Annotated in this window: 10 protein-coding genes; 4 read left to right on the top strand and 6 right to left on the bottom strand. The window is 39.9% G+C overall.

What is annotated here, in order from left to right; all coding sequences use genetic code 11:
* Positions 1–31 precede the first annotated feature (31 nt).
* Both kduD and ACHB7C_RS07605 read left to right on the top strand, forming a co-directional pair.
* Positions 32–787 (top strand): 2-dehydro-3-deoxy-D-gluconate 5-dehydrogenase KduD, encoded by a 756-nt coding sequence (gene kduD, locus ACHB7C_RS07610; protein ID WP_042845271.1) that lies wholly within the window; start codon positions 32–34, stop codon positions 785–787.
* Positions 788–805: 18 nt separating this feature from the next.
* The gene (locus ACHB7C_RS07605; RefSeq protein WP_048608011.1) at positions 806–1,873 is read left to right on the top strand and encodes a glycoside hydrolase family 105 protein; all 1,068 of its coding nucleotides are present in this window, start codon (positions 806–808) and stop codon (positions 1,871–1,873) included.
* Between the two features lie 216 nt (positions 1,874–2,089).
* Here ACHB7C_RS07605 and ACHB7C_RS07600 read toward each other — a convergent pair whose 3' ends face one another.
* From ACHB7C_RS07600 to ACHB7C_RS07580, 5 genes are all read right to left on the bottom strand, one after another.
* A complete protein-coding gene (locus tag ACHB7C_RS07600) occupies positions 2,090–2,809 on the bottom strand; it encodes an oligogalacturonate-specific porin KdgM family protein (RefSeq protein WP_042845267.1) in 720 nt (239 codons plus the stop codon).
* A 122-nt stretch (positions 2,810–2,931) separates the two neighbouring features.
* On the bottom strand, positions 2,932–4,491 hold the full coding sequence (locus ACHB7C_RS07595) for a sulfatase-like hydrolase/transferase (RefSeq protein WP_048608009.1): 1,560 nt from the start codon (positions 4,489–4,491) through the stop codon (positions 2,932–2,934).
* A gap of 572 nt (positions 4,492–5,063) precedes the next feature.
* Entirely contained in the window at positions 5,064–8,027 is a 2,964-nt protein-coding gene (locus ACHB7C_RS07590; protein ID WP_166696586.1) for a TonB-dependent receptor plug domain-containing protein, read from the bottom strand.
* 25 nt (positions 8,028–8,052) lie between these two features.
* Positions 8,053–9,507, bottom strand: a complete 1,455-nt coding sequence (locus ACHB7C_RS07585) for a surface lipoprotein assembly modifier (RefSeq protein ID WP_395346920.1) — start codon at positions 9,505–9,507, stop codon at positions 8,053–8,055.
* Positions 9,508–9,582: 75 nt separating this feature from the next.
* Positions 9,583–10,338 carry a Slam-dependent surface lipoprotein gene (locus tag ACHB7C_RS07580; protein WP_042845264.1) on the bottom strand — a complete coding sequence of 252 codons (756 nt, stop codon included), beginning with the start codon at positions 10,336–10,338 and terminating at the stop codon, positions 9,583–9,585.
* Between the two features lie 444 nt (positions 10,339–10,782).
* On the opposite strand from ACHB7C_RS07580, the gene ACHB7C_RS07575 reads away from it, so the two are divergent.
* Positions 10,783–11,406, top strand: coding sequence for an NAD(P)H-binding protein (locus ACHB7C_RS07575; protein WP_395346917.1), 624 nt, complete (start codon positions 10,783–10,785; stop codon positions 11,404–11,406).
* A 17-nt stretch (positions 11,407–11,423) separates the two neighbouring features.
* Positions 11,424–11,615, top strand: a complete 192-nt coding sequence (locus ACHB7C_RS07570; RefSeq protein ID WP_225832987.1) for a hypothetical protein — start codon at positions 11,424–11,426, stop codon at positions 11,613–11,615.
* Between the two features lie 312 nt (positions 11,616–11,927).
* On the opposite strand, the gene cfa is transcribed toward ACHB7C_RS07570, so the two are convergent.
* Positions 11,928–13,091, bottom strand: coding sequence for a cyclopropane fatty acyl phospholipid synthase (gene cfa / locus ACHB7C_RS07565; protein WP_395346915.1), 1,164 nt, complete (start codon positions 13,089–13,091; stop codon positions 11,928–11,930).
* Positions 13,092–13,426: the final 335 nt, after the last annotated feature.

Below are 13,426 nucleotides of genomic sequence, written 5' to 3'. Positions count from 1 at the left end.
GAATATTCCCACATCGTTAGAGGAACTCATCATGAATTTATTTGATTTAACTGGGAAAGTTGCCATCGTTACGGGGTGTAACACTGGGTTAGGGCAAGGTATGGCTATTGGTTTGGCACAAGCAGGAGCTGATATTGTTGGGGTTGGTGTACAAGATGCACCTGAAACACGACAGCAGATAGAAGCATTAGGGCGCAAATTTCATTACATTACCATGAACTTAATGGAACAATCAGGCTTACAAGATTTAGTTGACGAAGCAGTATCGGCAATGGGTCATATTGATATATTAGTTAATAATGCGGGAATTATTCGCCGTGAAGACTTATTAGAGTTTAGTGAAAAAGATTGGGATGATGTGATCAACATTAACCAAAAAACATTATTCTTCCTATCACAACGCGTTGCCCGTCAGTTTGTAAAACAAGGCAATGGTGGCAAAATCATTAATATTGCGTCAATGCTATCTTTCCAAGGTGGTATTCGGGTGCCATCTTATACGGCCAGTAAGTCCGCGGTAATGGGGCTGACTCGCGCACTGGCAACAGAGTTATCTCAATATAATATTAATGTTAATGCCATTGCACCTGGTTATATGGCAACAGATAATACGGCGGCACTGCGCGCTGATGCGGCTCGTAATGCAGCAATCGTGGAGCGCATACCTGCCGGCCGTTGGGGAACTCCAGATGATCTCGCAGGGCCTGCCATTTTCTTAGCTTCAAAAGCCAGTGACTATATTAATGGTTATACCATTGCGGTAGATGGTGGATGGTTGGCCCGTTAATCCATCAGGAGAATAAGAATGGAACAATCATTATTACCTCAATCGCTACAACGAAATACTGTTTTGCAGGATATGAAACGAGTATACCGTTTTCAGTCTGCGAATCAGGTACGTAGTGTGATCCGCCGTAGTGGAAAAACCCGTTTTATTAAAGATACGGATTGGGAGCGTGGCGTTCTGTGGTCTTGTGTTGCTGCGGCATGGCAAGCGACACAAGATAAGGAATACCTTGATGGTGTGATGAATTACACACTTCATACTGGGTTTCGCCCAGGCCCTAATGCACGCTTTGCGGATGACCATGTTTGTACGCAAGCTTATTTAGTGGCGAGTAGCCAATTTTTACAACCGGAAGTTCTTGAGCCAACGATTAAAGCGTTTGATTTGATGTTAGCAGAGCCCAAAGCGGGTCGCGAAGATTGGTGGTGGTGTGATGCCTTATTTATGGCGCCCCCAGCATTTGCCGCGCTTTCGGCAAAAATAAAAGATGTACGTTATTTAAACTACATGAATCAAGCTTATTGGGATGCAATTGAGCATTTACGCGATATTGAGACTGGGCTTGTTTATCGTGATTATCGTTATATCCCAGATGGCCAAGGTAGTGAGCTACGTGAGGCGAATGGCGAGAAAGTGTTTTGGAGCAGAGGGATCGGTTGGGTTATCGCATCAATTCCTCGGATTTTACCACACTTACCGAGTGACCATCCCGATCGTCAACGTTATATTGATTTGTTTACAGAATTACTGGCTGCAATCATTCCTTATCAGCAAGAAGATGGTTTTTGGCGTACGAGTTTGCTTGACCCACAAAGTTTCCCGGCGCCTGAAAGTAGTGCGGCAGCGTTATTTTGTTATGGAATAGCATGGGGAATTAATCATAATATTTTAGATGAAAAGACTTTTTACCCAGTATTAGAAAAGGCTTGGGTCGCATTACGCGACTGTATTCACCCTAATGGTATGTTAGGTTATGTACAATTACCTGCATTTAACCCGAGAGATGTTAATTTTGAACATAATATGGATTATGGTGCGGGAGCTTATTTATTAGCGGGTAGTGAAGTTATCAATTTATTTTGTTAGGTTATAAATTCATTTAGCATTGCTCATTGTTATTACTTTTTAATACTATATTTGTTATTTCACCGGTTATGTTTTTAGTAATAAAACATAACCGGTTTTTTTTATTGTTATTACTGTAGAATGTAGGGTGCTCAATGTTTTTTTAAATAAAAAGACCTATTCAATATTTCAGAAATAGGTCTTAATGTTTTTAGATTAATAATAACCGCTGCTTAATTACCAAGTATATTGAATACCAACGCGGAAACGGGTTTGACGGTCGCTTGAGAAACGATTTTCTTTCACGTTACCTACTTCAACAAATGGTCGCCATAATGCGCCATCATCAGCTTTAATATCATAACGTAGGCGCACGTTATGTTGATAATCAAATTTCTTATTGTTATACATAGGTTGTGCGTTATCAGCCATTTCCCACATTAAGTCTAATTGATATTGTAAGTCTAAATTATTCCATTTATAACCAATCCAGCTATCAAATTCTTGAACTTTAGAGTGGTAGTTGCTGCCGTTTTCACCAACTTGCCCATAATCCCAAACCTTCCATTTATAACGACCTTGTAAGCGAATACCGTTATCAAACGTATAGTTTAAGCGGACGTAAGGAACATAAACTAGACCGAGCTTATCAAAATCAAGAGATGCACCAACAAGGCCAACGAGGTTTGGATTGAGTTTTTTATAATAAAATGCAGAAAACTCAGAACCATCAATTTTCATTGCATCATATGCGCCATCTTTATTTCCATAGCGAGCATCTAACTCAAAGCCAATATTTTTCCCAGTATCCAAAAAGGCTTTAATACGGTCGCCACTTTTCCCAGAAGCATCTAAATATTGATGACGGTATTCAATTGTCGTTTTATAGTTATTAGCGAGTGCATATTGTGAAGAAACTGCAAATAATACGGCACTAGTGATAAATAGTTTTTTCATTATCTTTATTCCAAGCTGTATGCTTTAAGCATGATGGTAGTAGTTCCCTGTTTTATTAGAGAATTTATTGTTTTATTTTTTATGAAATTGCCACCTAAGGAGAGGTGGCAAATTAATATTAATTATTTAGTTTCACATTCTGTGACTTTTTTGTTTAATTTATTTGTTGTTGCTGTAATAAATTCACTTGGTCTCCAAGAATCACCTGTCTTTTCTAACCAAGGAACTAGCTCTTCTTTAATTAATTTATCGATAAGCGGTTTATTCTCATCAGCGACATTTTTCATTTGATAAGGGTCATTTACGTTATCGTAAAGAGTATATTTCAGAGGCTGGCCATCTTGGCGATCAATAACTAATGTATGGGTTTTAGTTCTTACCCCCCGTTTACCAAATGAAGGTTCGCCATAAGGAATAAACAGGTATAGCTGTGAATTAGCGGTATCGCCTTCACCTGTTGCTATACGCTCCGCTAAATTACTCCCTTCAACTGAGCCGGGGATCCAGTGTTCTAACCCTAGTAGCCCTAATATTGTTGGGTATATATCTGGCGCAGACATCAATGCATCATCTTGTCCTACTTTGATTTTTCCGGGTAAACGGAACATCATTGGTACGCGCATAGACTCTTCATAAGGGTTGTTCTTAGTTGCCTGCCCATTAGCCCCAAGACAACTACCATGGTCAGAGAAAAAGACGACTAACGTATTGTCTGCAAGACCTTGTTTTTCTAGTTCGTCAACGATGCGACCAAATTGGTCGTCAACGCCGTTTACCATCGCTAAATACTCTTTAAAGTATTGGGGACCATAGCCTTCTTGATATTCAGTATCCCATTTTACATTTGGTCTGGTATTAAGTTCTTGTGAGGTTTTTCCTTTGTAAGCGTCTAAATATTTTTGTGGCACTTGGTCATAAGGGGAGTGAGGAGGGTTCATGGAAACCACTAAAGCAAATGGCTTCGATGTATCTCGGTATTTACCCTCTTCATTGCGTAGAAATTTGATAGCCATATCAGCTTCATGTTCAGGCCCCCACTGGTCGACATAAATTGGCTTCTCACGTGGTGTATCATTCCCCCAATACATAGGCTTCATATGTAGGTCATAAGTGCCATAGGAGTACCAAAAATCAAAGCCATGGCGGCGATCAGGTGCTGCCCATTCATTCCAATAACGGCCTTCCATCGGGTTATTATAACTTTCAATAAAAGGGGCATAAGGTGCATCCAAATGCCATTTTCCAATATAGCCTGTACTATAATCGAGTGATTTCAATACATCGGACCAACATTTCGAATAAGGAGATAAATCAATACCGACCTTACCGCCATAGTCATGAGCATTACCTGTTATGCCGTTACGAACAGGATATTGACCCGTCATAAACATGCCGCGAAATGGTGAACATAATGGGTAGTTAGACGCCATTTGTGTCATGACTTTAGCTTGTTTGGCAAACTTATTTAGGTTAGGTGTAATCGAAGGATCTTCTCCCATAAATTGCAATGCATGTGCACGCATTTCATCTGGGAAAATGATCAATAAATTTGGAGCATTATCAGGACGGGCTGGCATGCCATTAGAAGGTTTCCCTGAGTTGGCTAAAATGGGACTAGAAACCGACATTGCTGCACCGCTGGCTGCTAATCCTTTGATAAAGCTTCTGCGCGAAACAGTCATTGCTTCTTCCTCTTTGTTTACGTTTTCTTTCGTTTTGTGTTTTTATATATTATTTATACTTTTGCATAAGATCAAAAAGTAAGTGATCGAAAATGTCGAAATTGAAGTCATGATCACAAAAAATGACCAATCGAAAGCTACTGTGATTTGTTTCGAAAGAAAAACAAAATAGTGTAAGTGTGGTGAATTATATTCATCTATATGATTTAGAACTATTAATTGATATTTTGTGATAAGGGTTGCAAATTTTACATTTTTACTTTCATTTGGCATAAGGTGAGCTTTTTGCTTTTCATTTGCTTTCATTGGTTCTGGTGAGGGGAGTATGAAGTGTGTTTATTCAAGGTTATAGAGACTAAATAACGCCTAGGTGATCGAGAATAATAAGTAAAGATGGCTTTGGCTTACTGTCGAATCATGATGCGTTTTAGAATAAGAGAAATAATAGAGCGGTAAGGTATATCAGGTCTTTGATTAAAAGATTGATACTTGAGTTAAGGCGTTTAAATAAGTTAAGGATATCCGTTACATATTAATACGGGTATCCTTTTATGATAAATAACTAACCAATATTAAAATTGTGCATTTAATCCTAAGCGTAATGTGCGCCCAGGCGCTGGCATCATACTACGAGTCAATGGGTCGATATAATAACGGTCAGTTAAATTGGTAACTAAAAACTCAACATTGATGTTTTTATCTATTTGGTAGCGAGCGTAGGCATCGGCGGTTAATGTTGGAGTCCAGTGCATAGGGCTATTATTCGCCATTGAATAACTACCGGGGTAACGCTGCATCATTTTCTTTTCATCTTTATTTTGCACGCTGCTGGTGTAACGTAAACGAGTTCCTACTTCAAGGCTTTCATCCATAAAACGCATCCCAAGGTTCGAGTTAATCGCATATTTGGGCTGTAACTGCGTTCTCAAGAAGCCGCCGGGAAATCCAGCTGTTGTACATTGGGAAATATTATATTGATTACCAATGTCTACTTTTGCAGGCTCGGAGTCATCGCAAACTTCATTTTTCAAGCGGTAATCAATACCTATATCCATAAATACCCCGCCATTATCATAACGAGCGAGGGCTTCAATCCCTGCGGTTTTATGTTCTTTTACTTGAATAAAGTTAAGGCGACCATCACGGTCAAACGCATTTTCGATTACAGTGTGGTAGTAACCTATTTTTATATCTGCATGGCGTTCAGCGCCTAATAAGCTTTGAAGGTTACGAGAATAGCCAAATTCCATGGTTTTAGCTCGTTCTGGTTTAAAAACCATTTTTTCTTTGCGGGCTTCACTTGAGCCTGCAAAGCCGATACTGTTTTCAAAAATACTTGGTAAACGTATTGTTTCGATATAGCGTGCATAAACTCGGTCATTATCCGATAACCAGATATTTGCACCAAAAGCAGGGGCCCAGCCATGACTTTTTTGTTTGCCGGGAAACTGCCATTTTTCTTCCTCTGTGAGTTTTCGCTTAAGTTCGCTTGCTGGATGTTCATACGCTTTATTATAAACAAACACTTCCTTACCTGTGACGGGGTCAATTGCGCGTGCTTGTGGGTCGATAGTGCCATTGTGGAAAGGGTTCGTTTTTGTTGTGTAACGGCCATCTTTATCCGATTTCCAGTCAGTACGGAAACTGACGTCTAAAACGCCATTTTCGTTTGGTCGCTGAGGGTCTTTTCTCTCGGTGATATAAACATGGTAATCTACATCATCAAGCCCTAATACCTCAGTTAAAATTTGTTTATTACGATAAGAACCGCCAAAGGGTTGATAACCTTTAGCGACGGCTTTGTCATATTCTTCTTGTGTCAAAATTCGGTTGTAGTTGATCCTTCTAGCAAGGCGTTCATCAGGGTTTTGAAAACCATTGGTGCGTTTTCTCATTTGCTCTTTTAAGTAATCATCTTCTGTCCAACCATCAATATATTTTGCGCCTGCATCAAGCTCTAACCATGTTGTTGGCCTATAGTTAAAGTTAAAAGCAATGGTTGTCTCTTGCCGATGCCCTTTTCGGGGGAGAGCAATAAAGGGGCTAGCTGATTGGGAGGGGGGCACATCATTAGAGTCTAATTTTTCTTTAAGCATTGACCCGCGTAGCGTTAAGTCCAGATCTGGTGTAAGTGCCATTGTATTTCGCAAGTTGAAACCGATGCGGTCATTTTCAGAGTTTGTTGCGGCAGTATTAATTAAAGAACCGTCAATATTAGGGTCTTTACCGTTTCCATAGCCGTATTCAAACCCCCAATCACGTTCTTTAGGTTCACGAGGGTAACCCCCTGAGGTATTTGTATCACCAACAGAGTGTGTCATCCAGATATTGGCATTTAGATCAATCAATGGATTGTCATCAGGTTTCCATGCATATTCTGCATTATAGGCATTTACCGTAAAGTGGGCTAATGGCCATTGAGGAAGCACTTGTTTCCCTTCAATTTCTTTAAAGCCGATACGCGAAGGCATAATTTCACCATAGGTACTTTCGCTGCGCCTAAAACTTAAATGTAATGTTTGGTTTTCAGTGAGATACAAATTTGTTTTAACTAAATAAGATTCTAATTCATTAGATGTATTTGTGACCTCTTTCCCGGGACCATATATTTTGGCTGCGAAAGGGAGGTATGGGTCTGGGCCTAGCTGCTGTTGCACTGTTTGTTGTTCGTTGAGCTGAATTGCTTCTTGGTAGCGATGAGCGCCTTTTTTGCCAGCAAAATAGTTGCCTTGTCGGCGGTATGCATAGGCCGCCATAACATCAAATTTTTCTTGGCGGGTACCTACTGCTATTCTCCCACCGTTATCTTTAAAATTGAAAAATTGCGCATTACCGCGAGATTTTGGGGTGATATTAACGACGGGGTCTGAAAAAACATAGTTATTGTTTTTATAGATCTCAGGGTGATCTCGATAATCGCTACCATATCCAAAGTTTGGTACTCGTTCTCGTGTCGAATTACTACTGGTTTCTAGCTTTAAACTAAAGCCAAATTTCTCATCGGGGGCGACAACATCATCTATTCCTATAGTTCTAATTGCTATCCCACCACCAACGGATGTTTTGATATCGCTAACCAGTGAACCACTTTTTTCAATATCAATACTGCTAATGAGGTTAGGGTCTACATAATTACGGTTATTGGCGCCATTATAACCACGATAGACCGTTAAAGATTGTTCTGTGCCATCGACTGTGACGGGGACGCGCTCTTGACCTTGAATACCTCGGACATTAGGGTCTAATGCTCCACTATTACGCGCATCGCCACTGTATACACCAATTGCACTATTTAGTACGTCAGCGGTGCTGGTTCCTTTATAGCGTTCAACTAGATCTTTACCTAAATATACCTTAGAACCCTTGGCATCATATTGATCATCGTAGCCTTGTTGGTCTCGTTCCTTGATGGTTTTTGCGGAATCCTGAACAGTAATAGTGCCAATATGTTCTTTCTTTTCCGCTTGAGTCGTTGCTGGGAAAAAGAGGGTGGTAATAATTGCAGTAGTAATAGGTTTTAATTTGTATTTGTACATTTTGTTTTTCTCTATGCCATAACACTTAAAAGCGGGTTTCTAACCCAACTGAAACCTCGTGCTGATGGTAGGAATAGATCCCATCTGCCGAGCTTTTATTATTTCGAAAGCGGTAACTGGTATAAGGCGTGAAGGTTAGTAGTGTGTAATTTGGAAAATTTAATCGCGCAAAATACATAGTTTCACGGTCATGACGCTTAACATTTAGCAAATAGTTGAAGGCACCAAATTGGCTTTCTCGATAAGTTGCTAATGCTAAGAAATGAATATCGGGTGTTAATACCGTATAAAAGCCAGCCCGTGCGCCAAGTTGGTCATAGTTGTCACTGCGAACTTCAGTGGTTACGCGAGTGGCATCAGCACCTAAAAATATGGAACTATTAGGTGTAATACCGTAAATCCCCGTCATATGAAGTGCTGTTCGCGAGCCATCAGCGCTGTCATAGGGTTTCTGATAATGAAGTTGTTGATAATCAGCTGAAGTTGTCAGGATCACTTGAGGGGTGAATTGATAATCTGCGTCTATTCGTCCCCCCATTCCTAAATATCGACGCTTTTCATTGACGGTTTTTAGTTCGAGTTGCGGGCCCAAAGATACGGTTGTATTTGCATTATTAAAGCGATATAAGGCAGCGAAAGATGAGGTGTTTTCACTATACTCAGCATAATGTGGATAGCGATCACCATAGGATGTTCCCTTGATTTGAAGGGAATGGTTTCCTGTTATTGGGATAATTTTACTGAGGCTAGCATCATAAGTAAGCCCTGAAGACGCGATTGGGTTGGCCATTTTCCATGTGCCGCCCGGCGTTTGCCAAACTTTATCTTTATTAGGGGCTTGATTAATATTACTGTTGTATTTATATCCAAAAGATAAACTTCCTGTCCAAGCCGTACGGTTTTCAATCGCGCCAATAAACTGTTGAATAGTTTGTTGAACCCCAGCAGGCAAAGCGAGGGTCTCATCGTTAATTAGGCTTTGGAATAACGCTAATGATTCTTTATTTTGGTTGTCTTCAAAATAGGCACGAGCCAATTCCAACTTGACTCGTAGAAATTGGGGGGATAACGCTAATATCTGTTGATAATACGCAATGGCCTGAGAGTAGTGATTTTGCGATTTTTCTATTTCGGCTTTAGCAAATAAAATCAATAACGGATCAGCGTCAGACAAAGCCTGATAGCGTTTTAATAAACGCTGTACATCCTGAAATTGCCGATGGTTAATGGCTAAATAAATTGCTTGCCCTAAATCTTGGGCATTGTTTCTCAGCGTGTAAGTTTTACCGCTAAGATTAATAGACATGTCATCAGGGAGTAACTGTTGGTCTTTGCCGGGAACAACGGCGCTTTTATCACGATAGTTTTGTTTGTCTTTCTGCCATAATAATTGTTCTCGGTCTGTATTCAGACTTGCTGAGAATGTAGGGAAAGAAAGTACTAATATAGTTGTGACGGAAAAAAGTAAAAAATATTGCATAGGTTGTTTTCGGCATTAAAGGTAGGCAGCCAACTGTCAATCATGCTTTGTTGACCACCTAAATTGATTTACACGTTACTGGGAGATATCTCCTCGGCTCCCACCAAAGGCCATATCTTTACTTTGGTCGTTAAATTTAGTCACACCCGCTATATGTTTCGCTTGGTCGCCAAAGAAGTGACCGCGAGCTTCACCGACAGCGCCATTTAGCGTTGCATCCCCTGCGAAGGTTGCGTTATTTTTAATTTTGGCATCGATATTTGTGCTACCGATATTCCCTGCTAATGATTTGCTACCAAAGTTAGCCGTCAAAGTTCCCGTCGCTAGTGCACCGCCGTTGTATTGGCTAATCCCTTTCACTGAATATTCCGCAGTTCCTGCCGTTGGCATATTGCTAGTAACATCTTTACCTGAGTAATAAGCAGTATGTGTGGTGTCATTGACTTGGCCTGTTGATGACCATTCACCAAAGTAAATTTCAGCGTTGGCAACTTGTGCAAAATTGAATACGCCCATTTTGTTGTGTGTAGCTGGATTGCCAGGAGTATTAGGCATTGAAATCACATGGGCTTCATTTCCAGCTTGTTTTGGAGCCATTTTTGTTAAACCAGAAAAAGAAATAGTTTTGCCGCCATAGACAGCTTGAACTCCTATTCCAGGGTCACCAATTGCGCCACCATGGCCTCCAGCAGTACCTTCTGTGGCACCTACTTGTACGGAAGGGCCCGATGGATCAAAAGGCTGGCTTTGATCAGAACCGACAGCGGCAAAGGTACTAAAAGACATTCCGCATGCTGCGAATGCTAGAGCAATAACATTTAACTTTTTCATCGGAATACTCCATTTTAATTAAAGATAATAATGATATTACTAGTATGGTAATTATCATTTTTCTGATATATAACGGGTGTCATTAAATCAAATAAAAATATAAATGCAAATGATAATTCTTCGCATTAACATTGATATTATTATGGGTATCAATATGATAGACTCGGTATTTGGTGTGTTAGCTATTGATATTAAAAATTTTTTTGTAAATTAATTGTTGTTTTATTTATTTTTCACTTAAAAAATTTTTAATAAAAAAGTTAGATTAGTCACATTTTAATGAATGTAAAAAATAGTATTTCACAATAAAACATTAAAATAAGTAATGTTTTATTGTGGGGGTAGGATGAAATAGACGGGCTAGGAGCAGTAGATTGATAATTTGATTAAATCAAAGTTGCATATTAATGAGTTACAGGCATAAAGATTGATAGGGGTACAAGAATGAGTCCTTGGTTAATTTTGGGCGCTGGTGGTAAAGGCGTCGGTAATATGGTTGCTAAACTGGCAGTTATGGATAAACGTCCTGTTATCGCAATAGTGCGTAATTCTCAATCAGCCGAAATGCTAGAAGATCAAGGCATACAGGTGTTTAGGGGTGATGCTTGTGATAAGGCCGTCGTTTCGGCAGCTTGCCAAGCAGCTGGCGCCTCAGCAACGGTTATTTCTACGATGGGGGGAACACAGGATTATTTAGCTCACCGCACTGTAATTGATTGTGCCGAGCAGGCTGGTATATCTCGCATGGTTCTCGTGACATCGCTTGGATGCGGTGATTCATGGCAATATTTGTCTTTACGGGCACGTACCGCTTTTGGTCAAGCCGTGCGTGAAAAATCCCTTGCTGAATCATGGTTACAAACGAGCTCTCTCGATTATGTCATCGTTCGCCCTGGTGGTTTACTGCACGGACAAGCAACAGGAAAAGCGATATTACAACAAGTGGATGATGTTCACGGTTTAGTGATGCGGGCAGACGTAGCAGAACATGTTTATCTTCTAGCCCAACAAACTACGCTTAAAAATCAAATCTATAGCGTAATTCAGCCAGAGCTGGCATTAGCTTAAACAGATAGTGGCCTTGCTTGGTCACTCAACACTGTAATAGTGATAATGATATCGTGACTATCGTGAATTATTTGTTCATTGTGTTGGACTCCACTAATTTCGAACATATTGTGCAGGCATTGGGGGAGCAAACCGAAAAACATAAGGAAACTATAATGAATATTGCACAGCGGTTACAGGATAAAGGCCGCCAAGAAGGTCTACTTTAAGGCATTGAGCGAGGGCGAGAAAAAGGACGACAAGAGGCAACAATTGTTTTGGCAAGTAAGCTACTTAAACAAGGCATTAGCCTAGAAATTATTATGGAAAGCACGGGGTTAAGCTGTCAAGTACTGGTTTCATTACAGTAGGGTTTTAGGCATTACTGGTCATTAAAGTGCAATATGATAAGGAAGAATATACAACAAAGCTTGCAACTGGTTGAACAATGGTTGAATGGGTAAAATAGGTATAAGCCAGAAAGCTCTGATGACAGAACTTTCTTTTAGCTTATTTTTGCAATCCTAATTCAATTTCAACATTTAGCGGGCAACACGCAAGCCACCTTCAACACCCTGTGGGCTCCAGAGAATTTGCCATAATTGAATATCGCGAGCTCGGAATGCACCAGCACACGCATTGAGGTAATAAGAAAACATACGCTTAAAACGAGGTGTATAATTAGCTTCAAGCTCAGGCCAAGCTGATTGAAAACGAGCATACCACGCCATCAGTGTATGGTCGTAATCCGCACCAAAATTGTGCCAATCCTCCATCACTAATTTGCCTTCACTACTTTCGCCAATATTTTGTATTGAGGGTAAACAGCCGTTTGGAAAGATATATTTATTGATCCACGCATCAACATTAACTTTATTGCGATTAGACCCAATGGTGTGAAGGAGAAATAAACCATTGGAGGCTAAATTACGTTGGACAACATCAAAATAGGTTGCGTAGTTTTTTGGCCCAACATGTTCAAACATACCCACTGAAACAATACGGTCGAATTGGTCATTAAGGTTTCGATAATCTTCTAATAAAATTTTGACATCCATATTAGCACAACGAGCCTGTGCATATTTTTGCTGTTCAGCTGAAATTGTGACACCAGTGACGGAAACGCCAAAATGTTTAGCTGCATAGGCAGCAAGACCTCCCCAACCACAGCCAATATCAAGTAACCGCATACCTGGTTTTAATTGTAATTTTTCACAAATTAAATTTAATTTTTGTTCTTGAGCTAGAGGGAGGTTTTCAGGGCTATGGTCTAAGCCTTTCCAGTAACCACAGGAATATTGCATGTAAGGGTCTAGCATCAAAGAAAATAAATCGTTACCTAGGTCGTAATGCTCTTCACCAACGATACGAGCCCGTTTTAGGGTTTGTAAATTTCGCACTCGTGCTACAGCGACTTTCAACGTATCACTGAAATGATGGGGTAATTTGTTATCAAGCCCATGGCGTAAAACGCGCTGAAAAAACATATCCAACCGCTCGCAATCCCACCAGCCATCCATATAGCTTTCACCCAACCCTATTGAACCGTGTTGTAGGACACGTTTAAAGAATTGGTTATTATGAACTTGTATATCGAAAGGGCGGGAACCATTAATTTCAATGCCTGCTTCATTTAATAGCTCTGAAGCAATACGCCGCCAAGAGTCGATAGAGGCTTTCTGGTTAACTACATTTTCAGTACTCATCTGATCTCCAATTTTTGTCAAAGTGGGATTCAGAGAACTTTATTTGTGACGTATTCGCGGTACAGCAAAACAGGAATATTGACCACCACGGTATGACAGTCAGTGTATTAGCGTTATTGTTGCTATAAATAAAGCTCAAATCCAGTTTTAGATAACTCTTTAAAAAATATAAAACCTTCAGGTTTAATTTCAATAAAAATTGCACTTAATTTTTATAAATGGCACTTATAACCAAAAATAAGGGGTAACTAGACGTTTATTGCTTATCAAAAATTGTCAATATTTTATAGAAATCAACTATGTAAATAATAAGCTTAGTATATAAATATGGCAAT

Source organism: Providencia sp. 2024EL-00732, assembly GCF_044006275.1.
GTDB lineage: Bacteria > Pseudomonadota > Gammaproteobacteria > Enterobacterales > Enterobacteriaceae > Providencia > Providencia huashanensis.
This window is presented reverse-complemented; position numbering and strand designations above follow the sequence as displayed.